The sequence below is a fragment of the Mycobacterium sp. 050134 genome (genome assembly GCF_036409085.1).
Lineage (GTDB): Bacteria > Actinomycetota > Actinomycetes > Mycobacteriales > Mycobacteriaceae > Mycobacterium.
Map to the genome: position 1 here is coordinate 42,671 of NZ_JAZGLV010000027.1, position 22,321 is coordinate 64,991.

A 22,321-nucleotide genomic window follows, 5' to 3' on the forward strand; every position below is an offset into this window, starting at 1 on the left:
GGCGAAGTCCGGACTATTTGCCGTCGGAGCCCGGCACGCCGAGCAGCAGCCCGCCGGCGCCACCAATTCCGCCGTCGCCCGGGAGTTGCCCGGTCCCGCCGTCGCCGCCGTTGCCGATCAGCTGGGCGTTGCCGCCGTTGCCACCGACCGCTCCGGCAAACGTGGTACCGAAGCCGGCGTCGCCGCCCCTGCCGCCTTGACCGGTGAGGCCGGCGTTGCCGCCGCGCCCGCCAAACCCGCCCCTCCCGAGGCCCTGGCCGCCGTCGCCGCCGACCCCGCCGTCGCCGTAGAGCCCGACGGCATTGCCGCCCGCGCCGCCGACGCCGCCGTTGCCGTAGGCGGATTGCCCGCCCGCGCCACCGTGACCGCCGCTGCCCCACAGGGTTCCACCGGTACCGCCGGCGCCACCGTCGCCACCGTTCTCGAACAGCGATGTCAAAGTGGCGGAGCCGCCGGTGCCCCCGGCGCCACCATTGCCGATGAGGCCGGCGGAGCCCCCGCTGCCGCCGGCGTAGGAGCCGCCTCCCAGAGCGGGATTGCCCTCGGTCCCATTGCCGCCGCCGCCACCGTTGCCGCTGAGCATCCCGCCCGCCCCGCCGCTGCCGCCACTGTTGCCGCGGGTGGCGACCCCGGCGTTGCCGCCGTGGCCACCATCGCCGTTCAGCAGCCCGCCATGCCCACCCTGGCCGCCGGCACCGGCGATGCTGTTAGCCGCGTCATTGACCTGACCGGACCCCCCGTCGCCGCCCGCGCCTCCGCTGCCGAACAATCCGATGGCGTCGCCGCCCCGTCCACCCGAACCGCCCGTGGTGGAGGCGAGGGCGAAGCCGCCGGTGCCGCCGGTGCCGCCGGTGCCGAGGATTAGGCCGCCGGTGCCGCCCGCGCCGCCGCTGCCGGCCGATTGGAAGCCGACGGCGGGTCCGCCGTCGCCTCCCCTGCCGCCGTCGCCGAACAGTCCGGCGGGTCCGCCCATACCGCCCGCCCCTCCCGGACCGGATCCCGTCGCGGGTTTGCCCGATCCTCCATTGCCGCCGTTGCCCCACAGCAGCCCGCCCGCGCCACCGTTCTGTCCGGTCCCCGGCGCCCCGTCGGCCCCGTTGCCGATCAGCGGGCGCCCGAGCAGCGCCTGAGTGGGCCCGTTGACCGCATTCAGGACGTCCTGCTGCAGGGCCTGCCACGGGTTGGCGGCCGCTGCGGCGTTGGCCGCCTCGGTTTCGGCGTAGGCCGCCGCCCCCGCGTTCAAAACCTGGACGAATTGGTCGTGGAACGACGCCACCCGCGCGGTCAGGGCTTGGTACTCCTGGGCGTGCGAGCCGAACACCGCGGCGACCGCCGCCGACACCTCGTCGGCGGCCGCGGCCGTGATCCGAGTGGTCTGCGCCGCCGCTGCCGCGTTGGCCTGGCTCAGCGTCGCGCCGATGGAACCCACATCCGTAGCGGCCGCTAACACAACATCCGGCACCGTGAATACGAACGACACTTCCGCACCTCCGAAGCTCAAGGCTGGAAGTCAGATCGTATGCGATCGGGGACGGGGTTCATCCCATTATCGGAAAACGGCGGCCGTTACTGCGCAATCATGTTGCTAATCACGAATTCCCTTGCCTTGATGAGGAATTCGAGTTGCTCACCCACCTGCCGCAGCGGCTCGATGCTGTGGGCCGTGCGGGCCAGCACGATGGCGCCCTCCAGGGCCGCGATCGACGTCACCGCGAGGGAGGCGGCATCGTTGTCATCGAAGCCGTCGTTGACGAAGGCCCGGGTGAGCGCGGAGCGCCAGCGGCCCAGGATGGCGCCGGCCTCGCCGGAAAGGTTGAGGCCGCTGCAGTCCGAGCCGATGGCGGCCGCCACCACCGCGCAGCCGGCGGCGAAGTCGCCCTCGGTCAGCAGCCGCTCCCAGAACTCGACGAATTCGCGCAACAGCGCGCGGGCGCCCCGGCCGGCCGCGTCGTCGATCATCGCGGTGATCGAGTCGCCCGAGAAGCGCAGCGCCTCGGTCAGGATCTGATTGCGTCCCTCGGGGAAGTGGTAGTAGACCGAGCCGCGCGGAGCGCCGCTGCGGGCGAGGACCTCGTCGATGGTCACCCCGGCCGTGCCCCGCTCGCGCATCACCTGAGCGGCGCTGACCAGCATCTTTGTGCGGGTGTCGCAGCGCTTCGCCGGGGCGGGGTCGGGCTTCGTGTCGGTGGTCGTCGGCACGGGCGTACCTCCCGTGACGGGCGTCATGCAGCGTGCGAATGCCGGGCTGCCGGCCGGTGCATATTACGCGGGCTGAAGCGGAAGTGGTGCCGCTTGAGGTCGGGCAGCTCGCGGGTGAATTGGTAGGCGGCGACGTTGAGCTCGATGATCCACATGTTTCTCTCCCGGCCGATGTGGTGCAGTCATGCGCCGAGGCCGGCGGCCCATGATTATGCTCCGAAGCATATAAGACATAGGTCAAGTAAGCAATTTTTATTCCCTAAGTAACCGCCGAAGCTCGACAAACGGCGTAACGGGCGTCATCCCGCGCCGCGACCCGCGGAATCGCGAAGCGCCCGGAATTATTGCTCCATGCATAACGCCTGGTCGCTCAGGCGTCGGCGGGACTCGGCGTCGGGCCGCGAGCGCTGGCTGGGCTCGAGCTGGTCGGAGTCAGCCTTCCAGGGTGTAGCCCATCGGCATCAGCACGCTCTTCTGCTGCGTGAAGTGCTCCACACCCTCGGGCCCGTTCTCGCGGCCGATGCCGGAGTTCTTGTAGCCGCCGAAGGGGCAGCAGGGGTCGAACGCGTACCAGTTGACCGCATACGTCCCGGTGCGGATCTTCTCCGAGATCTCGATCCCACGCGGGACGTCCGTGGTCCACACGCTGCCCGCCAAACCGTACGCCGAGTCGTTGGCGATCTTGATCGCGTCGTCCTCGGTGTCATAGGGAATGATGCTCAGCACCGGCCCGAAGATCTCCTCCTGCGCGATCGTCATCTTGTTGTCGACGTCGGCGAACACGGTGGGCTGCACGAAGAATCCGGTGTCCAGCCCCTCGGGGCGACCGCCGCCGCAGACCAGCCGCGCGCCCTCCTCGATGCCCTTGGCGATGTAGCCCTCGACGCGGGCGCGCTGCTTCTCCGAGATCAGCGAGCCGATCTGCGCGCCCGGGTCGGACGGCAGGCCCACCGGCATCGCCTGCACGAAAGCGCTTACCGCGTCCACGATCTCGTCGTACCGCGAGCGCGGCGCCAGGATGCGGGTCTGGGCCACGCACGCCTGCCCGGTGTTCATGATCCCGGAGAACACCAGCATCGGGACGGCGGCGGTCAGGTCGACGTCGTCCAGGACGATGGCCGCCGATTTCCCGCCCAGCTCCAGGGTGCACGGCTTGAGCAGCTCCGCGGCGCGCCGCCCGATCTCCTTGCCGACGGCGGAGCTTCCGGTGAAGGAGAAGATGTCGACGTCCGGGTTGGAGGTCAGCGCCTGGCCGGTCTCGATGCCACCGGGCACCACCGACAGCACGCCCTCGGGCAGGCCGGCCTCGGCGAACACCTCGGCCAAGGCGTTGGCGCTCAACGGGGTCTCGCCGGCCGGTTTGAGCACCACCGTGCAGCCGGCCAGCAACGCCGGGCCCAGCTTGTTGACGGCCAGGAAGAGCGGAACGTTCCAGGCGACGATCGCGCCCACCACGCCGATCGGCTCGCGGTGCACGATGCTCTGCCCGTAACCGCCGGTGCGGATCTCGCGCCACTTGACCTGTTCGGCCGCGGGCCCGGCGAAGAAGTTCAGGGCGCCGATCGAGCTCATCCAGTGCATCGTCTCGATGCCCATCGGCGGCTGGCCCGTCTCGCCCGCGAGGAGCTTGATGAAGTGATCCTTGCGCTCGTCCATCACCTTGAGCGCATTGGCGATGACGGCCGCGCGCTCCTTGGGCGGCGTCGTCGGCCAGGGGCCGTTGTCGAAGGCCGCGCGGGCCGAGGCGACCGCGGCATCCACGTCGGCCGCCGCCGCCAGCGGGACCTTGCCGACGTACTCGCCGGTGGCCGGGCAGCGCACCTCGATGACCTCGTCGGTCGACGGCTCCACCCATTTACCGCCGATGAAGAGCTTGTCGTACTCGGTTGAAGCGTTCTCCGTCGTCGTCACGTTCTCCGTCATCTGCGCCGCTCCTCCTCATCATTCCGCGCTGCATCGTCGCCGGCGCGCATGGGCGCCACCCTACCCAAGCGGACGCCAAACGAGAACATGTTTCATTCCCGGGGCGACAGCACCAGCACGAGATTGCTCACGAGGAACTCCCGCAGTACCGGAACCGACGTCAGCCACCAGGCCCATCGCGGGTGGTAGCGGGGAAAAGCCGCGACCAGAGCGCCCGTGCCGGCGGCCCAGGCCAGGCCGTCGGCGGCGGACACCGCGAACAACGACGACCCGTAGTTGTTTTTGGCCGGATGGCCGTGTTTGCGGGCGTAGCGCGCGGCGGCCCGCGCCCCGCCGAGGTAGTGCGTCAGGCCCATTTCGTGGCCGCCGAAGGGGCCGAGCCAGACGGTGTAGGACAGCACGGCCAGCCCGCCCGGCCGGGTCACGCGCAGCATCTCCGCGCCGAGCCGCCATGGGTGCGGCACATGCTCGGCGACGTTCGACGACAGGCAGATGTCCACCGAGCCGTCCGCGAAGGGCAGCGCCATCCCGGATGCCCGGACGAACGGGGCGTGGTTCCCCCGGGCGCCCGCCGGTGCGGCCGCGTGCATCTCGCGCGGGTCCGGCTCGACGCCGATGTAGCGCACCCCGGCGGCGGTGAACGCCGCGGAGAAGTATCCGGGTCCACCGCCGACGTCGAGCAGCGTGCGCCCGACGGGCGGGGCGCCGTGCCCGGCCGTCCACAGGTCGCTCACCATCGCCGCGGTGTCGGCGGCCAGCGCGCCGTAGAAGCGCGCCGGGTCCGGTTGCTCGTAGCGGAACTCCGACAGCAGCCGCAGGGAGCGGGCGAGCGTCGCCCGGCGGGCGAAGGCGTCGGTGACTCGTGCGGGGGCGGCCACGGGCCACACCCTACGCAGCCGCCTACGCAGCCAGGACCAGGCTAGGCTGGCGACTGATGTCTGGTCCGCGTTCCGTGTTGCTGCTGTGCTGGCGCGACACCGGTCACCCGCAGGGCGGGGGTAGCGAGGCTTATCTGCAGCGCATCGGCGCGCAGCTGGCCGCGGCGGGCATCGCGGTCACGCTGCGCACGGCCCGCTATCCCGGTGCCGCCCGCCGCGAAGTGGTCGACGGGGTGCGCATCACCCGGGCCGGCGGCCACTACTCGGTGTACGTGTGGGCGTTGCTGGCGATGGCCCTGCACGAGTTGGGGGCGCGCCTGGGCCTCGCGCCGTTGCGGCGCGCCCGGCCCGACGTGGTGGTCGACACCCAGAACGGGCTGCCGTTCCTCGCCCGGCTGGTCTACGGGCGCCGGGTGGTGGTCCTCATGCACCATTGCCACCGCGAGCAGTGGCCGGTCGCCGGGCCGGTGCTCGGCCGGCTGGGCTGGTTTGTCGAGTCGACGTTGTCGCCGCGGCTGAACCGGCGCAACCAATACGTGACGGTGTCGCTCCCGTCGGCCCGCGACCTGGTCGAGCTCGGCGTGGGCAACGAGCGAATCGCGGTGGTGCGCAACGGCCTCGACGAGGCCCCCGCGCAGTCGTTGGGCGGCCCGCGCGCCGCCGACCCGCGCGTGGTCGTGCTGTCGCGGCTGGTACCCCACAAGCAGATCGAGGACGCGCTGGAGGCGGTCGCCGAACTGCGGCGCCGCATGCCGGGCGTGCACCTCGACGTCGTCGGCGACGGCTGGTGGCGGCAGCGGTTGGTCGAGCACGCGCAGCGGCTCGGCATCTCGCGGGCGGTCACCTTTCACGGCCACGTCGACGACGTCACCAAACACCATGTGCTGCAGAGCTCCTGGGTGCACGTCCTGCCGTCGCGCAAGGAGGGATGGGGGTTGGCGGTCGTCGAGGCGGCCCAGCACCGGGTGCCGACGATCGGCTACCGGTCCTCGGGCGGGCTGACCGACTCCGTGGTCGACGGGGTGACCGGGATCCTGGTGGACAGCCGCTCCGAGCTGGTCGACCGGCTCGAGGAACTGCTTGCCGACGGGGTGTTGCGCGACCAGCTCGGCCTCAAGGCGCAGGCACGCAGCGGCGAGTTCTCCTGGACGCAAAGCGCCGACGCGATGCGGGTGGTGCTGGAAGCGGTGTGCGCCGGCAAGTTCGTCAGCGGCGTGGTGTAGCCGAGCGCCGGCGCCAGGCGGTGGCCACCGCGCCAGCCCCGCTCGCGAGCAGCATCGCCACCCACGCGAGGTGAGCGACGACCGTCGCCGCGCGCCGGCCGGGCGACGCGCCCGGGAAGCCGCCCCCGATCCGGTAGAGCGCGAAATCGCGGTCTCGATACACCGGCGTCAGCGCGTCGAGGGTGCGGGCCGCCGCGCCCATGTCACCGGCGGTGTCCGACTCGACGACCAGCCACCCGATGTCGGTCAGGGCGGACGGATCGGTGCCGCGCAGCAGCAGGTCCTGGACCTGGCGGGCGCGAGTGCCCTCGCCCGGCACGACGACCCCCGAGATCACCAGGTCGCCGGTGGTCAGCACGTCCGCGCGCAGCCAGCGCGGCAACGGGTCCAGCACCGGGGCCGGCCCTGACCACGAGAACTGCCGCATGGTGCCGGCGGGCAGCACCGCGACGGTGCGGGGGTCGGTGTTGACGGCCGCCGAGACCGCGGCCCACCCGGGGGGATAGCGCACCGGCGCCACCCTGCCCCACACGCCCCAGGCCAGGTCCGGCAGCGCCAGGACCAGCGCGACGCAGCACGCAGCCGCCACGGCCGCCGGACGCGCGTGCCGCAGCGTGACCACCGCGCCGGCGCCGGCCAGCGCGTAGCCCGGCACGGCCAGGGCCACCCACTTCTGCCCGTCGCGCAGCACCCCGAGGCCGGGGGCGGCGTCGACCACCGCGGTGAGCAGGTGCAGACCGGGGCCGCTCGACAGGCCGGCCGGCACCAGGACGGCCGCCGCCGCCAGGACCAGCAGCGGCAACGCCTCGCGACGGCGCACCGCCGCCGGCAACCCGGCCGCCACCACACCGAGCAGCACCGCGGCCGAGGCCACCGCGAATAGCGTTGCGCGCGAGGTCGGTACGGCTTGGCCGTTCCAGATGCCGCCGAGGCTGGCCAGGCTGCCCAGCGTGCCCAGGCCCGGTTCCGCCCGCGGCGCAAACGCGTCGACCCCGAGCGCGCTGGCGGCGGTGTGCGAGGTGAGCGAGGAGCCCATCGCCGCAGCGGTCAGCCAGGGCAGCGCCCCGACCAGCGCCGTGCCCAGCGCCGCCGCTGCGCACCGCCAGCGCGGCCTGGCCTGGTCCGGGGAAGCGCCGGGCGTCGCCACGCAGACCAGCGCCACCGCCGCCGCCAGCAGCAACCCGGTCGGGGTGAGCCCGGCCAGCGCGATCCAGAACACCAGCCGCGGGAACTCGCCGCCGCCGGCCCGCAGCCCCAGCATGGCCGTCGCCACCCAGGGCAGGCAGCCGTAGCCCAGCAGCAGGCTCCAGTGCCCCTGCAAAAGGCGTTCGGCGACATAGGGATTCCACACCGCCAGGGTGCAGGCGACGAACTGGCCGCCCGTGCCCGCGGCGGGGAGGGCCGCCGCGACCAACCGGGCCGCGCCCCAGCCCGCGAGCCACAAGCCCAGGACCAGCAGCGCCTTGACCACGATCCCGCCGTCGACCACCCGGGAGGCCAGCGCAACCGCGAAGTCCTGCGGGGTGGCGCGCGGCGCCGCCGTCAGCCCGAGCGCGGCATCTGACAGGTAGGAGCGCGGGGTCGACACCGCGTCGCGCAGCAGCAGATAGCCGGGCCCCGACAGCGGCCCGGTAACCAGGAGCGCCAGGGCCAGGGCGTACCCGGGCAAGGTCCGGCGCACGGTGGTCTCGACCCGGCTACTCCCGTTCGGGCGGTTTCGGGTCGGCCGGGCCCGCCTCGGTCGGCTCGTCAGTACCAGCGCCGGGCGGGTCGGAGCCGGGAGGCCCGTCGTCGTCGCGCAGCGTGGGTCGCTGGGTGGGCAGCTTCTCGGTCTCGGCCTCGGCGCCAGGCACCGGTTCCTCCAGCCCGCTGCGGCCGAAGAATTCCTGGTCGCCGCGGTCCAGGCCGGGGTCGGTCAGCGCGCTCTCGGTGCGCAGGCTGAACGCGGCGAGCACCCCGCCGCCGATCAACGCGATCAGGCCGACGGCGGTGAAGGTGATGGGCAGCACCCGCGACCACAGCGCCAGCCGGTCCCGCTCGTCACGCGCGGCGTTGACCTGGGATTCGACGGTCTCCTCGTTGGAGGTGATCTTGTAGTCGGCCAGGGTCATCTCGGGCTTGAGCGGATCCCGGGCGAAGTAGTGGTTGGCGTGCTCGGTTTCCTTGACGATGGTGCCCGTCACCGGGTCCACCCAGAAGGTCCGCTGCGCCGCGTAGTAGCGGGTCATGGTGATCTGTTCGCCCGGCTCGCCGGGGACCCCCCACATCGACGCGGCGGCGGTCACCTTGGCGTCCTCGGCGCCGGCGTACAGCGACGGGTAGGGGATGGGGCCGGCCAGCCTGCCGTCGGCGTTGTAGCCGATGTTCTGTGTGAAGCGGTAGGTGGTCAGCCCGTTGATGTCTTCCTGGCTGTCGTAGTTGACGTCGAACGGCTTCTGCGCGATCGCGTCGAAGTAGGGATACGTCTTCTTCTCGGTGTGGAACGGGAACCGGTAGGCCAGGCCGTCGTGCCGCACCGGGATCGCGGTCGGCGGGTTCTCGTCGCCGAAGGCGCGCGGCTTCTGGACCGACCCGCCGGCGCGCGTGTCGTCGGAGACGGCCATGGCGGTCTTGCGGTTCAGGGTGACCGTGTCGACGATGGCCAGCAGCAGCCCGCTGTCCTTCTGCTTGTCGGTGCGCCGCACCGAGGAGCCGACCTGCAGCGTGACGACGTCGGCGTTGGCCGGCGACTCGACGCTGGTCTGCTCCTGGGACACCAGCGGGACGTTCTGGTTGACCACCAGGTGGTCCGTCGACAGGGAGGCCGCGTCGAGCGCGGTCCCGGTGCCGTCGCCGATAAGCGTGGTGTCGATGTCCAACGGGATCTTGGTGATCCGGTGGCTGGTGTAGGTCGACAAGAGCAGCGCGGCGATCAGCAGGGCGGATCCGAGGCCGATGATCGCGCATGCGGCAAACCGCAACATGACTGCTCGGTTCACGTTGCCGTGCCCTCCCTAATGGTCCCGAATTGGTCCCTGAAGCAAACCCGTTCGACCCTAACAGCAGGACATAAGGCGTCCGCTTACGAACCCGATCCCGCCGCGCCACGCGCCCTACGGGTGTACCCCGTTCGCCCGGCGGCACTCCAGGCAGACTGTGGAGGTGACCGACGGCCCGCAAGTGGGCGGCGCGCGCAGCTTCCTGCCCGCCGTGGAGGGGATGCGCGCCTGCGCCGCCATGGGCGTGGTCGTCACGCACGTCGCCTTCCAGACGGGGCACTCCACCGGGGTGGGTGGCCGGCTGTTCGGCCGCTTCGACCTCGCCGTCGCGGTGTTCTTCGCGCTGTCCGGGTTCCTGTTGTGGCGCGGGCACGCCGCCGCCGCGCGGGGCATCGGGTCGCGGCCCCGCACGGGCCACTACCTGCGGTCCCGGGTGGTCCGCATCATGCCGGCGTACGTCGTGGCGGTCGTCGTGATCCTGTCGCTGTTGCCCGACGCCGATCACGCCAGCCCGACCGTGTGGCTGGCGAACCTGACCCTGACCCAGATCTATGTTCCGCTGACCCTGACCGGCGGGCTAACCCAGATGTGGAGCCTGTCGGTGGAGGTCAGCTTCTACCTGGCGCTGCCGCTCCTCGCGTTGCTGGCGCGCCGCCTTCCGACCGCCGCCCGCCTGCCGGCGATCGCGGCGCTGGCCGCGCTGAGCTGGACCTGGGGCTGGCTGGCGCCGGTGGTGGCGCATTCCGGTCCGGGCATGAATCCGCTGAACTGGCCGCCCGCGTTCTTCTCGTGGTTCGCCGCCGGCATGCTGCTGGCCGAGCTGGCCTATTACCCGCCCGGGCCGGTGCACCGGCTGGCGCGGAACGGGGTGGGCCGGCTGGTGTTCGCCCTCACCGCGGTGTCGGCCTATCTGGTGGCGGCGTCGCCGCTGGCCGGTCCGGAGGGCCTGGTGCCGGGCACCGCCAGCCAGTTCGCGGTCAAGACGGCGATGGGCTCGCTGGTGGCGTTCGCGCTGGTGGCCCCGCTGGTGCTGGACCGGCCTGACACGCCGCATCGGCTGCTGGGCACCACGTTCATGGTGACCCTCGGGCGCTGGTCCTACGGGTTGTTCGTGTGGCACCTGGCGGCCCTGGCGATGGTCTTCCCGGTCCTGGGGACGTTCCCGTTCACCGGCCGCATGCCGGAGGTGCTGGCGCTGACGCTGCTGTTCGGCTTCGCGATTGCGGCCGTCAGCTACGGGCTGGTGGAGTCCCCGTGCCGGGAGGCGCTGCGGCGCTGGGAGAAACGCGCCCGGCCGGGCCGGGCGTCGCGGGCCATGCAGAGCGCGGGCGCCGAGGTGGAGGACGCCGAGGCCGACGCCGTCGCACCCTGACTGGGGTTAGGCGTGCGCGCCCTCGACCGCGCCCTGACCACTGGGGCCGGTGGAGTCGGCGTCACCCAGGGCCTGCTGTAGCTGGTCCAGCGGGCTGCCGCCCTCCCCGGTGCCGAGCCGGTGCCCCGGCACCGATCCGTTCCCCGTCACGGGGATCCGGTCGGGGCTGACGTCTTTGAGCCCGTCACGCCCCCCGGGCTCACCGTTTCCGCCGCCGCCGTTGGGTCCGAAGACCGGGCCACCCGGTCCGGGCGGCGGGGGCGGCGGTTCGGGCGTGGAGGTCGCCCCGGGCGCGGGCGGTGGCGGCAGGTTCGTCTTCGTCAGCGAGGTCGGCGGGGGCGGGGGGGGGGTCATCGTCTGCGAGGGCGGCGGCGCCGTCGGCGGCAGGTGCAGCGCCTTGATCTTGTCGGCCAGCCGCGCCGCGGCGTCGTTGCGGATGCGGCGCCGGTCCGGGTTGGGGTCGGCGTTGTCCCGGTAGCAGTGTGGCGGCGCCCCGGAGATGACCTGCAGGGCGCTGTTGTAGCGCTCCTCGGCGCGGGACTTGTCGCCGTTGGCGGCGGCGATGTCGCCCTGCGTCTCGCGGACCAGCTCCAGGTTGACGCGCACCGCGCAGGCGTCGGCGCCGCCGCTGCGGTCCAGCGCGGCGCCAAACTGCCGTTCAGCGGTGTCGAGGTTGCCCTCCAGCACCTCCAAGTCACCGGCGACGAACGAGACCTTGCCGGGCTCGATGATGTTCAGTCCGCTCAGGGTGGAGACGTCGGAGCGCAGCGCGTCGATGTCGTGCTGGGCGAAATCCGACACCGCGGCGTTGCCGGTCAGCATGGTCGACACGATCTTGCCGACGCCGATTAGCAACACCAGCGCGGGCGGCAGCGAGTACACGACGAGCCGGCGACGCAGCCGCAGCCGGGACGGGCCGCGCCGCCACCAGGTCGCCAGGCGCAGGCGGGCGCGGCGCGCGGCGGGGCGGGGATCACGTTGCAGCATCTACACACTCACTCGTCGGGGCGGGCGGTTGCGGCGGAACTCCCGCAGGGTCAGGTAGGCCTCGACGAGGGCGAGGACCGCGGCAAGCCCGGTGAACAACCAGTAGAGCTCCGTGCGCTCCACGGTGGACGAAGAGATCACCGGCGAGTCGCCCGCGCTGGTGCCGGTCAGGTCGACGGCGGGGACCACCGGGGTGATGGGGCTGTTGTCGCGGTGGAAGTACGGCACCCCCAGTTGCCCGGCGATGTTCTTGAGGGCGTCTTCGTCGAGGGCCGAGTTCGCCGCCCGGTCGGACCGCTCGTCCCACGCGTAGACGAGGTCGCCGTTGACGAACGCCTCCGGGATCGGCCCGCCGGCGGGGGTGCCGTAGCCCAGCACCGCGCCCCCGGCGATCGACTTGCGGGGGATGTCGAAGCCGCTCTGCGCGGCCCGGGAGCCGCCCGCGCCCTCCCCGAAGTAGAAGACCAGGTTCTTGGAGTCGCGATGCTGCTCGGTGGCTTCGGCGAGCTTGGCGCGCAGCAGCCCGTTCGCGGCGCCGGCGTCGACGGCGAACGTCGCGTCGTGCGGCACCTCGGTGTAGGTCGACAGGCCCTTGATCAGCGGCTTGAGGCTCCAGACGTCGTCGGACAACGGCCAGTCCAGGCTGGCCTTGGCCGCGAAGCTGATCACGGAGAAGCGCGCCCGCGGGTATTGGTCGATGAGCGCGGCGATGTCGCTGCGGATCCCCGACATGCGCGACTTGCCCTGCCCGGCCTCCTGGCCGAAGTCCCTCACCCGCCCGTCCACGGATCGGTCGATCACGAAGAACACGTTGGCCGCGGCCGACGCGGCGGACGCCCGGTTGCCGGTGTGCCCGCGGGAGTCGCCGTGCGGCAGGCCGGGGCGGGCGGCGGCCAGCACCAGCAGCAGGCCCGCGACGGTGAGCGCGCCCCAGCGCAGCACCACCCGCAGGTACCGGCCGGTGCCGGTGCGGACCAGGACGCGGTACAGGGCGGCCATCCGGATCGCGATGAGGACGGCGCCGATCGCGGCCAGCAGGGCCGCGGGCACGATCGGTTCGAAGGTCATCGGCGCAGCACCGCCAGCGAAACGAACAACAGGCTGGCCATCAACAGTGCACCCAGCAGCGGCACGTTGGGGTAGTCCCAGGAGCGGCTGGTCACGACGGTGCCGCTGGGCAGCACGACGTTCGGCGGGTTGGCGCGGATCTTGTCCAGCAGCGCGGCCAGCGTGGGATCGGTGCCCGATGCGCCGGCGGTGCCGGCCGGGTTGTAGACGCTGTAGCGGCCGTTGGTGACCCCCGCGATGGCGGCCAGTGCCTGGTTGGACTGCTCGGGCGACTTGACGACGTCCGCGCGGTTGATCACGTTGATCTGGACGCCGGCCCTGGTCGCCATGTCCTTGATCTGCTGGTCGGAGTAGAGCGACGGCCGGGTCTCGTCGGCTCCCCGAAAGTTGCTGTAGCCCAAATAGATCAGGGAGCGGCGGTGCGTGCTCTTGTCCTCGAACGACGGGAAGCCGGTCATGCACAGCGCCAGGATGTCCTCCACGCTGCGGGCGTAGTCGACGTAGGCGACATGCCGCGAGAAGTCGTTGATGCCGGTGCGCAGCTGGTCGGCCTGCGGCCCGGGCAGTTCTTTGGTCGTGTCCAGTTGATGCTGTAGGGCGGCCATGCCGGCGTAGCGGCCGAACTGGGACCCGGCGTAGGTGTAGTCACGGGTCAACGGCACCACCCGCAGCGTGGGGGAGGTCAGCCCGATGCGCTGGGTGCGGTAGCTCTTGAGCTGGTCGTCGAAATAATCGAGGAATCCCGCGGTGGTCGGGTCAGTGACCGGCTGCCCGACGCAGACCATGATGTCCTCGGGGTGGACGGCCTCGAAATTGCGGCTGGCGGAGGTGAATCCGGTGGGGCGCGAGGTGGTGAGCAGCGCCGTCACGAACACGGCGACCAGCAGCACCAGCGTGATCAGCATGGACCAGTGCTGGACGCGGGCCACCCGCGCGTATTCCGGCATCGCGGTGAGACGCTCGACGTGGGCGAGCGGGCGCAGCACCTTGGTGATCTTCGGCATCGGCGCCAGCATCCCCACCGCGAGCACCGCCACCAGCGCGATGAGACCGACGATCGGGACGGCCGGCCACCTCAGGTCCATGTCCGGATCACCTCCGTCGTCGCGTGGGCGACCCGGTCGATGTCGGCGCCTTCGGTGGAGAACTGGGCGTCGTTCAGGGCGGCGAAAACCGGTGCGGCCACGGCCAGTTGCGGATTCGCGGTGATGTCGCCGACGTGCATGTACTGCACGCGCGCGCCGGTGCGCAGGTGCAGGAAGCTGCGCAGGGTGCGGCTCATCGCCGCGGCGGCCTGCGCGCCCGACAGGTGACCGGCCCGGTATCGCCCGGCGATGGCGGCGATGGTGCGGGCGAAACGCCGCCGCAGCAGCCGTGCGTGCACCTCCCGCAGCACCGGGAGGCGGCGCAACCGGCCCGCGGGTAGCGTCCACACGTACACCCCGCCGTAGTAACCGATCAGCGTCGCCGCGCAGAGGACCGCCACCAGCCACCACCACGGCGAAAAGCCGTTCGGCCCAGCGAGATAGCGCAGCAGCTCACCCGGCATGCTGGAACGCCTCGGTCAACGCGACGAGCTCGGAGCGGATCTCGCTGCTGCCGGCGATGCGGGCGAAGCCGATCCCACGGGTGGCCAGGAACGCCTCGAGGTCGGCGACCCGGGCCGCTTCCCGGCGGCGGTAGGCGGCGATGATGCGCGGCCCCAGGGTGGCGCCGTTGAGCACGTAGGCGCCGGTGGCGACGTCGTAGCCGTCGCGCTCGCCCTCGGCGGAGCCGACGGCGGGCATGTCCGAAACCATCACCCACATCAGGTCGTGGCGCCCGGACAGCTGCTGCAGCGCCGCGTCCAGCCGGGGGCGGACGTCGGGTTCATCCGACACGATGACGATCAGCATCCGGCGCCGGTATCCCGTTGCCGCGTAATCCAATTGGGTAACAAGATCGCTGCGGGCCGGCTGGCCGGCGGTGTGGGAGTAGTACCGGTGCAGCAGGCTCTCGACGTGGGTCTCGCCGCGCCGCGCGTGAACGTTGGCGCTGCCGCGGGAGTCCCCGAACACGAGCGCGACCTCGTCCGAGCGGCCCAGCGAGATCAGCCCGATCGCGCCCATCGCGTGCAGCGCGACGTCGCGCTTGAGTTCCCCGCTGGGCGCCAGGGCCGTCATGTTGCGCCCGGCGTCGGCGATCAGCAGGATCTTGTGGTGCTTCTCCGAGACGTAGCGCTTGATGAGCACCGAACCCGAACGGGCCGAGGCCTTCCAGTCGATGTCGCGGACGTCGTCGCCGGCCACGTAGGGCCGCAGGTCGTCGAACTCCAGGCTGCGGGTGTGCAGCAGCGCGTAGCGGCCGCCCTCCAGGAGCCCGCGCGTGTCGGTGCCGAAGTGCAGCTTGGCGCGGTTGAGATGGGTTCCCATACGCGTTTAGGGCACCCGCACCGCTTGCAGCGCCGCGTCGACGACGGCCCGGGGGGTGACCTTGGCGCCGGTGGCCTCGAAACTCAGGATCAGCCGGTGCGCCAGCACTCGATGGGCCAACTGCTGAATGTCCTCGGGCCGAACGTGATTGCGGCCGCGCAGCAGCGCCAGCGCGCGAGCGCTCTCGCAGAACGCGATGGTCGCCCGCGGGGACGCCCCGTACTCGACGAACCGGCCCACCTGCGGCGGCAGCGCCTGCGGGTTGCGGGTCGCCGCGACCAGCTGGCTGGCGTAGTGCATCAGTGCGGGATCCATGTGAATGTTGCGGACCACCGCCCGCAGCCGGCGCACGTCGTCCAGGCCCAGGACCGGGTTGGTCCGCCGCTCTTTGTCGTAGACGCCGGCGTCGCGGCGCACCATGACCTCGACCTCCTCCTGTGCGGTCGGGTAGCGCAGGATGTCCTTGAGCATGAACCGGTCGGTCTGGGCCTCAGACAGCGGATAGGTGCCCTCCTGGTCCACCGGGTTCTGGGTCGCGATCACCAGGAACGGTTCGGGAATCGGATACACCGTTCCGGCGATGGTGGTCTGGCGTTCCTCCATGGCCTCGAGCATCGCGCTCTGCGTCTTGGCGCTGGACCGGTTAATCTCGTCGAGCAGCACGATGTTGGCGTGCACCGGACCCAGTTGGGTGGCAAAGGAATTGGTGGCGGTCTCGTAGACCTGGGTGCCGAGGATGTCGCTGGGCAGCAGGTCCGGGGTGCACTGAATGCGCTGGAACCGCCCGTTGATGGACTCGGCCACCACCCGCGCCGCCGTCGTCTTCGCCAGTCCCGGGACGCTCTCGATCAGGACATGGCCGCCAGCGAGCAAACCGATCAGCAGCGACTCACGCAGGTTGTCCTGCCCGACCACCTTGGCCGTGAACGCCTGCGACAACGCGGCGAGGCGGCGCTGTGCGGCGTCGATCTCCTGATGGTTGGGCTGCACCCGTGCTGCGGTCGTCATCGCGGCCTTTCACGTCAACGGTTGGGTCACCGGAAGTTCAGCGCCGGTGGCGTTTTGGCCATGTCGGCGGATCCGGACAGGAACTGGGTGGCGTCGCCCTGCTTGTTGGCGCCGCCGGTGGTCTTGACCGAGATCGACGCCTTGACCTGGCCGAAGAACGTCAGCTCCAGCCGATAGGGGTCGAAGTTGTCGAACTTGACCGCGCTGATGTCGGCGGGTCCCCAGGCCGCGGTGCCGTCCGCCAGGCCGTAGGGGTCCACGCTCATCGGACAACCCGGGGGCGCCAGCAGGTTCGACTTCTGACAGTTCGCCATCGCGGCACTCAGCTGGTCCCGCGCCGCGTCCCGGCCCTTGTCCGACAGCGCGAACGTGGTCTGCAACCAGGGCAACCCCATCGTCGTGAGTTGGTCCAGCAGCAGAGGTTTGGGGGTGACCGTCATGTACGGGTTGGTGGTGCCGACGTCCATCCAGCCCGGAAACACGTACACGGTGGAATCGCCGATCGGCTTGCCGAAGAAGGTCAGCGTCTTGGCCGCCGCGTTGCCCGTCGCGGTGGCGGGGTCGGGGGAGACCTTGATGGCGGCCGTGTTCAGCTTCCAGCTGCCGTGGTCCTTCTTGACCTCCAGGGTGGAGTCGGAGACCTTGTCGCCGAACGTGGCGACCACGTGGACCTGGGCCATGCCGAGCGCCCCGCCCGCGCCCGTGGAGTCATCGTTGAGGATTCGCACGTTGGTGATGGGCCATTGCGCGACTTGCTTTTTCAGCACGTCGTCGGTGAGGAACTCCTTGCTCGCCGGCTGGTCGGCGCTGTACGACAGCGCCGTTTCGGCGTCACCGTTGGCGAGCGCCTGCAGGTAGTCCTTGACGGCGTCACCGGCCGAGCCGCCGCCGTGGCCGCCCCGGCCCGTCAGGGTGATCGCCAGGACGATCGCCACCACCACGACCACCGCGCCGCCGGCCGCGAGCGTGACGAACAGGGGCTTGCGGTTCTTGGGCGGCTGGAACGCCGGGCCGGGCGGCGGCCCGAACCCGGGGGGTGGCGCCGGCGGTGCCTGCCAGGGGCCACGGGGCTGCTGCTGCCCGGGCCAACCGCCCGGCCGCGGCGGTTGCTGTGGCTGCCATCCCGCCGGCTGTGGTTGCCAGCGATCCGCCTGTGGCGCCGGGGGCGGCGCCCAGCCGCCCGGTTGCGGATACGGCCCGGCGTGGGTGGGCGCGTTGGGGTCGACCCCACCCGACCAATCGGTCACCACAACCTCCCCAAGTCCGTTCCCCGCCCCGGGAATCCCCACCCCCCGGCAGTATTGCGCACGGCGCAGATTTCGCCAGTCACCCCGGATCGGCCAGCACCGATCGGCGCGGGGCCGCTGGAAACAACTCTATCGGCCCGGGGGCGCGCGGAGCCGGGTTTAGTAGGCCCCGCGGCGTTCGAAGATGCGGCGCGGGTTGTCGACCAGCATGGTGTGCAGCTGCTCGTCGGTGACACCGCGCTGCTTGAGCGCGGGGATCACGTCATTGTGAATGTGCAGGTAGTGCCAGTTCGGCGCCATCTGTGGCACCAGCGCCTCGGGGAGCGCGTCGATGTAGCAGTTGGCGTCGTGGGAGAGCACCATCTTGTCGGCGTGCCCACGCTCGCACATCTCCGCCACGATCCTGACCCGCTCCTCGAACGGCGAGATCTGGTCGAGGCCGAACCGGTCCATGCCGAGATAGGACCCCGCGGCGATCAGTTCCTCGAGGTAGCCGACGTCGGTGCTGTCGCCGGAGTGGCCGATGACCACGCGGGTCAGGTCCACGCCCTCCTCTTCGAAGATGCGCTGTTGTTCGAGGCCGCGGCGGAGCCCGGCGTGGGTATGCGTGGAGATCGGCACGCCGGTGCGCTTGTGTGCCTGGGCCACCGCGCGCAGCACCCGCTCGACCCCCGGCGTGAGGCCGGGCTCGTCGGTGGCGCATTTGAGGATCCCGGCCTTCACGCCGGTGTCGGCGATGCCCTGCTCGATGTCTCGGACGAACATCTCGGTCATGATCTCCGGGCCGCCGAGCGGGCCGCCGGGGCCTTCGTAGTGGAATCGGAACGGCACATCGTTGTAGGTGTAAAGGCCGGTCGCCACAACGATATTGAGGTCGGTGGCCGCCGCCACGCGGGCGATGCGCGGGATGTAGCGGCCCAGCCCGATCACGGTCAGGTCGACGATGGTGTCCACCCCGCGGGCCTTGAGCTCGTTCAGCCGGGTGACGGCGTCGGCCACCCGATGCTCCTCGTCGCCCCAGGCGTCGGGGTAATTCTGGGCGATCTCGGTGGTCATGATGAACACGTGCTCGTGCATGAGGGTCACGCCCAGATCGGCGGTGTCGATGGGGCCGCGGGCGGTATGGAGTTCTGACACCCGTCTGATGCTAGGTCCGTCGGCGCCGGGCCGACAGGGCCACACGACAGTGGCGGTCGGCCCGGTGCGGGCAGTACCGTCACCCTCGTCTTTGTTCCGGCCACCGGGAGGCGCGTCATGTTGCTCGATCCGAACCACCTCCAGCGCAAGCATCCCGACCGTCGCTCGGGGGAGATCATGGCCGCGACGGTGGACTTCTTCGAGTCCCGGGGCAAGGCGCGGCTGAAGTCGGACGACCACAACCGGGTGTGGTACTCCGACTTCCTCGACCACATCGGCCGCGAGCGCATCTTCGCGTCGCTGCTCACCCCCTCGGAGTACGGGTCCGGCGACACCCGCTGGGACACCTACCGGATCAGCGAGTTCGCCGAGATCGTCGGGTTCTACGGGCTGAGCTACTGGTACCCGTTCCAGGTCACCGCGCTGGGCCTGGGCCCGATCTGGATGAGCGACAACACCGACGCCAAGCGCAAGGCGGCCGCGCAGCTCGAGGCCGGGGAGGTGTTCGGCTTCGGCCTGTCCGAGCAGACGCACGGCGCGGACGTCTACCAGACCGACATGATCCTGACACCGTCCGAAAGCGGCTGGACCGCGAACGGCGAGAAGTACTACATCGGCAACGCCAACGTGGCCCGGATGGTCTCCACGTTCGGCAAGATCGCCGGATCCCCACAAAAAGACGACGAGTACGTCTTCTTCGTCGCCGACTCGCAGCACGACCGCTACGAGCTCATCAAGAACGTGGTGAACTCGCAGAACTTCGTGGCCAACTACGCGCTGCGGGACTACCCGGTCGCCGAGTCCGACATCTTGCACCGCGGCCCCGGGGCCTTCCACGCCGCGCTCAACACGGTCAACGTCTGCAAGTACAACCTGGGCTGGGGGGCGGTCGGCATGTGCACCCACGCCATGTACGAGGCGGTCACCCACGCTTCCAACCGCATCCTCTACGGCACCGTCGTCACCGACTTCAGCCACGTCCGGCGGCTGCTCACCGACGCCTACGTCCGGCTGTGCGCGATGCGGCTCGTCGCGACCCGGGCCTGCGACTACATGCGCAGCGCGTCCGCGCAGGACCGCCGCTATCTGCTGTACAGCCCGCTGACCAAGGCCAAGATCACCAGCGAAGGGGAGCGCGTGATCATCGCGCTGTGGGACGTGATCGCCGCCAAGGGCGTGGAGAAGGACACCTTCTTCGAGGCCGTCGCCCGAGAGATCGGGCTGCTGCCGAGGCTGGAAGGCACCGTCCACATCAACATCGGGCTGCTCGCCAAGTTCATGCCCAACTTCCTGTTCGCCCCCGACTCCGCGCTGCCCACGATCGGCCGCCGCGACGAGGCCACCGACGACGCCTTCCTGTTCGCGCAGGGGCCGACCGGGGGGCTGGGCAAGGTGCGCTTCCACGATTGGCGGGCGGCCTTCGAGAGCTTCGGGCACCTGCCGAACGTCGCGCTGCTGCGCCAGCAGATCGACGTACTCGCCGAGATGCTGGCGAGCGCCACCCCGGACGCCGCGCAGCAGAAGGACATCGACTTCGCGTTCGCCGTGGGGCAGCTGTTCGCGACGGTGCCGTATGCCCAGCTGATCCTGGAGGAGGCTGCGCTGGCCGGTCCGAGCGGCGTCGACGCGGCGCTCGTCGACGAGATCTTCGCCGTGCTGGTTCGCGACTTCAACGGCTACGCCGTCGAATTGGGCGACAAGCCGGCCACCACGCCGGAACAGGCCCGGTTCGCGATGCGGATGATCCGGCGCCCGGTGCACGACTCGGCGCGCTACGACCAGGTGTGGAAGGAACACGTCCAGCCGCTCAACGGCGCGTATCAGATGCGGCCCTAGCGGGTTTGCTCCGTCGCTTGTCGGCTGCCCGGCCAGCCGGGCGTTGGGGCGCGAGGGCCCGCCCAGCAGGGCGCTCGGGGCGCCCGCCCGACAGACTCTTGACTGTGAGGTGCCTCACAGTAAGATGACCAGTGGTCATCAAGGCTAGGAGGCAGCGTTGCCGACGGTCACCTGGGCGCGGGTGGACCCCGCGCGGCGCGAGGCGGTCATAGCAGCCGCCGAGTCGGAATTCGGGGCCCACGGATTCTCCGGCGGCAGCCTCAACGTCATCGCGCGGCGGGCCGGGGTCGCCAAGGGCAGCCTGTTCCAGTACTTCGCCGACAAGCGGGACCTCTACGCGTTCATCGCCGACATCGGCAGCCAGCGGGTGCGCTCCTACATGGAGGACCTGATCCGCCGGCTCGACCCGAGCCGGCCGTTCTTCGAGTTCCTCACCGACCTGCTCGACGCGTGGGTGGCCTACTTCGCCGAGCATCCGCACGAACGCGCCCTGCACGCCGCGGCGACGCTCGAGGTCGACACCGAAGCCCGCGTCAGCGTGCGCAGCGTCATCCACCGCCACTACCTGGAGGTGTTGCGGCCCCTGGTCGTCGACGCGCGGGCGCGCGGCGACCTGCGCGCGGACGCCGACACCGACGCGATGTTGTCGCTGCTGCTGCTGATCTTTCCGCACCTGGCGCTGGCCCCGTACATGCGTGGGTTGGATCCCATCCTCGGGCTCGACGAGCCCAGCCCGGAGCAGCCCGCGCTCGCCGTGCGCAGGCTCGTCGCCGTCCTGGCCGCTGCGTTCTCCGGCCGGCCAGTCTTGCCAGCCGTCAAACGATCTGAGGAGGTCTCATGACACGCAGCAGCACGGGTTCCATGGTCCAGGGCGGTCTGAACTGGGACAGCTTGCCGCTCAAGCTGTTTGCCGGCGGCAACGCGAAGTTTTGGAATCCGGCCGACATCGACTTCTCGCGCGACCGCGCCGACTGGGAACTGCTCTCCGGCGACGAACGCGACTACGCCATCCGGCTGTGTGCCGAGTTCATTGCCGGCGAGGAAGCGGTGACCGAGGACATCCAGCCGTTCATGTCCGCGATGCGCGCCGAGGGGCGCCTCGGCGACGAGATGTACCTGACCCAGTTCGCGTTCGAGGAAGCCAAGCACGTCCAGGTGTTCCGCATGTGGCTCGACGCCGTGGGCGTCACCGAGGACCTGCACCGCTACCTCGACGACATCCCCACCTACCGGACGATCTTCTACGAGGAGCTGCCGGACTGCCTCAACGCCTTGTCGACCGACCCGTCGCCGGCGGCTCAGGTGCGGGCGTCGGTCACCTACAACCACATGGTCGAGGGCATGCTGGCGCTCACCGGTTACTTCGGCTGGCACAAGATCTGCGTGGAGCGCGGCATCCTGCCGGGTATGCAGGAGCTGGTGCGGCGCATCGGTGACGACGAGCGGCGGCACATGGCGTGGGGCACGTTCACCTGCCGGCGCCACGTCGCTGCCGACGACCGCAACTGGGACGTCTTCGAGTCGCGCATGAACGAGCTCATGCCGCTCGGCCTGCGCCTCATCGAAGAGGGCTTCGCGCTTTACGACCCGATGCCCTTCGGTCTTTCGGTGGACGAGTTCATGCAGTACGCCGCCGACAAGGGCATGCGCCGGTTCGGCACGATCAGCAGCGCCCGCGGGCGCCCGGTCGCCGAGATCGACCTCGACTATTCGCCGGTGCAGCTTGAGGACACGTTCGCCGACGAGGACGAGAAGGTGCTGGCGAGCGCATCGGCCTGATCGAGGGCCTGATCGAGGGTTTCGTCGAGCCAGTCGAACATGCGCTGGTGAAACAGCGTCAGGGCGCCCTCGCGGCAATGCTCTTCGGCGCCCTCGCCCGGGGCGAGCTACCCGCCGACGTCGACGTCCGAGAGTTCGTGGGCTTGGTGGCCGCGCCGATCTATTACCGGAAGTTGGTCACCGGGGAACCGCTCGACCGTGCGGTCGCCACCGCGCTGGCCGCGGTCAGGGCCGGGCTGTGCCGCCGCCAACCTCGCCGCCAACCTCGTTGACGG

General features: G+C 70.8%; 20 protein-coding genes and 1 pseudogene. 6 read left to right on the forward strand and 15 right to left on the reverse strand.

Annotation, left to right across the window (positions count from 1 at the left end; translation table 11 throughout):
- Window positions 1–13: 13 nt before the first annotated feature.
- The 5 genes from SKC42_RS24270 to SKC42_RS24290 all read right to left on the reverse strand — a co-directional run bounded on the left by SKC42_RS24270 (window position 14) and on the right by SKC42_RS24290 (window position 5,000).
- Window positions 14–1,480, reverse strand: coding sequence for a PE family protein (locus SKC42_RS24270; protein ID WP_330966786.1), 1,467 nt, complete (start codon window positions 1,478–1,480; stop codon window positions 14–16).
- Between the two features lie 86 nt (window positions 1,481–1,566).
- Window positions 1,567–2,133 carry a TetR/AcrR family transcriptional regulator gene (locus SKC42_RS24275; protein WP_330966811.1) on the reverse strand — a complete coding sequence of 189 codons (567 nt, stop codon included), beginning with the start codon at window positions 2,131–2,133 and terminating at the stop codon, window positions 1,567–1,569.
- A gap of 89 nt (window positions 2,134–2,222) precedes the next feature.
- Window positions 2,223–2,354, reverse strand: coding sequence for a hypothetical protein (locus tag SKC42_RS24280; RefSeq protein WP_330966787.1), 132 nt, complete (start codon window positions 2,352–2,354; stop codon window positions 2,223–2,225).
- 277 nt (window positions 2,355–2,631) lie between these two features.
- Window positions 2,632–4,122 (reverse strand): aldehyde dehydrogenase, encoded by a 1,491-nt coding sequence (locus SKC42_RS24285; RefSeq protein ID WP_330966788.1) that lies wholly within the window; start codon window positions 4,120–4,122, stop codon window positions 2,632–2,634.
- A 92-nt stretch (window positions 4,123–4,214) separates the two neighbouring features.
- The gene (locus SKC42_RS24290; RefSeq protein ID WP_330966789.1) at window positions 4,215–5,000 is read right to left on the reverse strand and encodes a class I SAM-dependent methyltransferase; all 786 of its coding nucleotides are present in this window, start codon (window positions 4,998–5,000) and stop codon (window positions 4,215–4,217) included.
- Window positions 5,001–5,056: 56 nt separating this feature from the next.
- Between SKC42_RS24290 and SKC42_RS24295 the strand changes: the two genes are divergently transcribed.
- Entirely contained in the window at window positions 5,057–6,223 is a 1,167-nt protein-coding gene (locus tag SKC42_RS24295; RefSeq protein ID WP_330966790.1) for a glycosyltransferase family 4 protein, read from the forward strand.
- Here the strand turns inward: SKC42_RS24295 and SKC42_RS24300 are convergent.
- Window positions 6,206–7,904: pseudogene (locus SKC42_RS24300) on the reverse strand (hypothetical protein); the annotation flags it as partial. The gene SKC42_RS24295 and the pseudogene SKC42_RS24300 sit on opposite strands and share 18 nt — an antisense overlap.
- Before the next feature lie 16 nt (window positions 7,905–7,920).
- Window positions 7,921–9,201, reverse strand: coding sequence for a DUF3068 domain-containing protein (locus SKC42_RS24305; RefSeq protein WP_330966792.1), 1,281 nt, complete (start codon window positions 9,199–9,201; stop codon window positions 7,921–7,923).
- A gap of 220 nt (window positions 9,202–9,421) precedes the next feature.
- Between SKC42_RS24305 and SKC42_RS24310 the strand changes: the two genes are divergently transcribed.
- Complete coding sequence (locus SKC42_RS24310; RefSeq protein ID WP_442932243.1) at window positions 9,422–10,573, forward strand: acyltransferase family protein; 1,152 nt, start codon at window positions 9,422–9,424, stop codon at window positions 10,571–10,573.
- A 6-nt stretch (window positions 10,574–10,579) separates the two neighbouring features.
- Here SKC42_RS24310 and SKC42_RS24315 read toward each other — a convergent pair whose 3' ends face one another.
- The 8 genes from SKC42_RS24315 to SKC42_RS24350 form a co-directional block, all read right to left on the reverse strand.
- The gene (locus tag SKC42_RS24315) at window positions 10,580–11,560 is read right to left on the reverse strand and encodes a hypothetical protein (RefSeq protein WP_330966794.1); all 981 of its coding nucleotides are present in this window, start codon (window positions 11,558–11,560) and stop codon (window positions 10,580–10,582) included.
- On the reverse strand, window positions 11,561–12,628 hold the full coding sequence (locus SKC42_RS24320; protein WP_330966795.1) for a VWA domain-containing protein: 1,068 nt from the start codon (window positions 12,626–12,628) through the stop codon (window positions 11,561–11,563).
- Complete coding sequence (locus tag SKC42_RS24325; protein ID WP_330966796.1) at window positions 12,625–13,713, reverse strand: hypothetical protein; 1,089 nt, start codon at window positions 13,711–13,713, stop codon at window positions 12,625–12,627. The genes SKC42_RS24320 and SKC42_RS24325 overlap by 4 nt, the downstream gene beginning before the upstream one ends.
- The gene (locus SKC42_RS24330; protein ID WP_330966797.1) at window positions 13,704–14,177 is read right to left on the reverse strand and encodes a hypothetical protein; all 474 of its coding nucleotides are present in this window, start codon (window positions 14,175–14,177) and stop codon (window positions 13,704–13,706) included. Before SKC42_RS24330 ends, SKC42_RS24325 begins: the two co-directional genes overlap by 10 nt.
- Window positions 14,167–15,039: a DUF58 domain-containing protein gene (locus tag SKC42_RS24335; RefSeq protein ID WP_330966798.1), complete on the reverse strand. Its 873-nt coding sequence runs from the start codon at window positions 15,037–15,039 to the stop codon at window positions 14,167–14,169. Before SKC42_RS24335 ends, SKC42_RS24330 begins: the two co-directional genes overlap by 11 nt.
- Before the next feature lie 6 nt (window positions 15,040–15,045).
- Window positions 15,046–16,047: an AAA family ATPase gene (locus SKC42_RS24340; protein WP_330966799.1), complete on the reverse strand. Its 1,002-nt coding sequence runs from the start codon at window positions 16,045–16,047 to the stop codon at window positions 15,046–15,048.
- 26 nt (window positions 16,048–16,073) lie between these two features.
- Complete coding sequence (locus tag SKC42_RS24345; protein ID WP_330966800.1) at window positions 16,074–17,294, reverse strand: hypothetical protein; 1,221 nt, start codon at window positions 17,292–17,294, stop codon at window positions 16,074–16,076.
- Window positions 17,295–17,453: 159 nt separating this feature from the next.
- A complete protein-coding gene (locus SKC42_RS24350; RefSeq protein ID WP_330966801.1) occupies window positions 17,454–18,431 on the reverse strand; it encodes a phosphotriesterase-related protein in 978 nt (325 codons plus the stop codon).
- 117 nt (window positions 18,432–18,548) lie between these two features.
- On the opposite strand from SKC42_RS24350, the gene SKC42_RS24355 reads away from it, so the two are divergent.
- From SKC42_RS24355 to SKC42_RS24370, 4 genes are all read left to right on the forward strand, one after another.
- The gene (locus tag SKC42_RS24355; RefSeq protein WP_330966802.1) at window positions 18,549–20,267 is read left to right on the forward strand and encodes an acyl-CoA dehydrogenase family protein; all 1,719 of its coding nucleotides are present in this window, start codon (window positions 18,549–18,551) and stop codon (window positions 20,265–20,267) included.
- Between the two features lie 157 nt (window positions 20,268–20,424).
- A complete protein-coding gene (locus tag SKC42_RS24360) occupies window positions 20,425–21,108 on the forward strand; it encodes a TetR/AcrR family transcriptional regulator (RefSeq protein ID WP_330966803.1) in 684 nt (227 codons plus the stop codon).
- Window positions 21,105–22,046, forward strand: coding sequence for a R2-like ligand-binding oxidase (locus SKC42_RS24365; protein WP_330966804.1), 942 nt, complete (start codon window positions 21,105–21,107; stop codon window positions 22,044–22,046). The genes SKC42_RS24360 and SKC42_RS24365 overlap by 4 nt, the downstream gene beginning before the upstream one ends.
- A 77-nt stretch (window positions 22,047–22,123) precedes the next feature.
- Window positions 22,124–22,318, forward strand: a complete 195-nt coding sequence (locus SKC42_RS24370; protein WP_330966812.1) for a TetR-like C-terminal domain-containing protein — start codon at window positions 22,124–22,126, stop codon at window positions 22,316–22,318.
- Window positions 22,319–22,321: the final 3 nt, after the last annotated feature.

Excerpts from the sequence above, each read along its gene's own strand:
- SKC42_RS24310 (WP_442932243.1), top strand. The coding sequence starts at position 9,422 with ATGCGCGCCTGCGCCGCCATGGGCGTGGTCGTCACGCACGTCGCCTTC.
- SKC42_RS24325 (WP_330966796.1), bottom strand. The coding sequence starts at position 13,713 with ATGGACCTGAGGTGGCCGGCCGTCCCGATCGTCGGTCTCATCGCGCTG.
- SKC42_RS24320 (WP_330966795.1), bottom strand. The coding sequence starts at position 12,628 with ATGACCTTCGAACCGATCGTGCCCGCGGCCCTGCTGGCCGCGATCGGC.
- SKC42_RS24335 (WP_330966798.1), bottom strand. The coding sequence starts at position 15,039 with ATGGGAACCCATCTCAACCGCGCCAAGCTGCACTTCGGCACCGACACG.
- SKC42_RS24315 (WP_330966794.1), bottom strand. The coding sequence starts at position 11,560 with ATGCTGCAACGTGATCCCCGCCCCGCCGCGCGCCGCGCCCGCCTGCGC.
- SKC42_RS24365 (WP_330966804.1), top strand. The coding sequence starts at position 21,105 with ATGACACGCAGCAGCACGGGTTCCATGGTCCAGGGCGGTCTGAACTGG.
- SKC42_RS24295 (WP_330966790.1), top strand. The coding sequence starts at position 5,057 with ATGTCTGGTCCGCGTTCCGTGTTGCTGCTGTGCTGGCGCGACACCGGT.
- SKC42_RS24275 (WP_330966811.1), bottom strand. The coding sequence starts at position 2,133 with ATGCTGGTCAGCGCCGCTCAGGTGATGCGCGAGCGGGGCACGGCCGGG.
- SKC42_RS24370 (WP_330966812.1), top strand. The coding sequence starts at position 22,124 with ATGCTCTTCGGCGCCCTCGCCCGGGGCGAGCTACCCGCCGACGTCGAC.
- SKC42_RS24280 (WP_330966787.1), bottom strand. The coding sequence starts at position 2,354 with ATGTGGATCATCGAGCTCAACGTCGCCGCCTACCAATTCACCCGCGAG.
- SKC42_RS24330 (WP_330966797.1), bottom strand. The coding sequence starts at position 14,177 with ATGCCGGGTGAGCTGCTGCGCTATCTCGCTGGGCCGAACGGCTTTTCG.
- SKC42_RS24285 (WP_330966788.1), bottom strand. The coding sequence starts at position 4,122 with ATGACGGAGAACGTGACGACGACGGAGAACGCTTCAACCGAGTACGAC.
- SKC42_RS24355 (WP_330966802.1), top strand. The coding sequence starts at position 18,549 with ATGTTGCTCGATCCGAACCACCTCCAGCGCAAGCATCCCGACCGTCGC.
- SKC42_RS24340 (WP_330966799.1), bottom strand. The coding sequence starts at position 16,047 with ATGACGACCGCAGCACGGGTGCAGCCCAACCATCAGGAGATCGACGCC.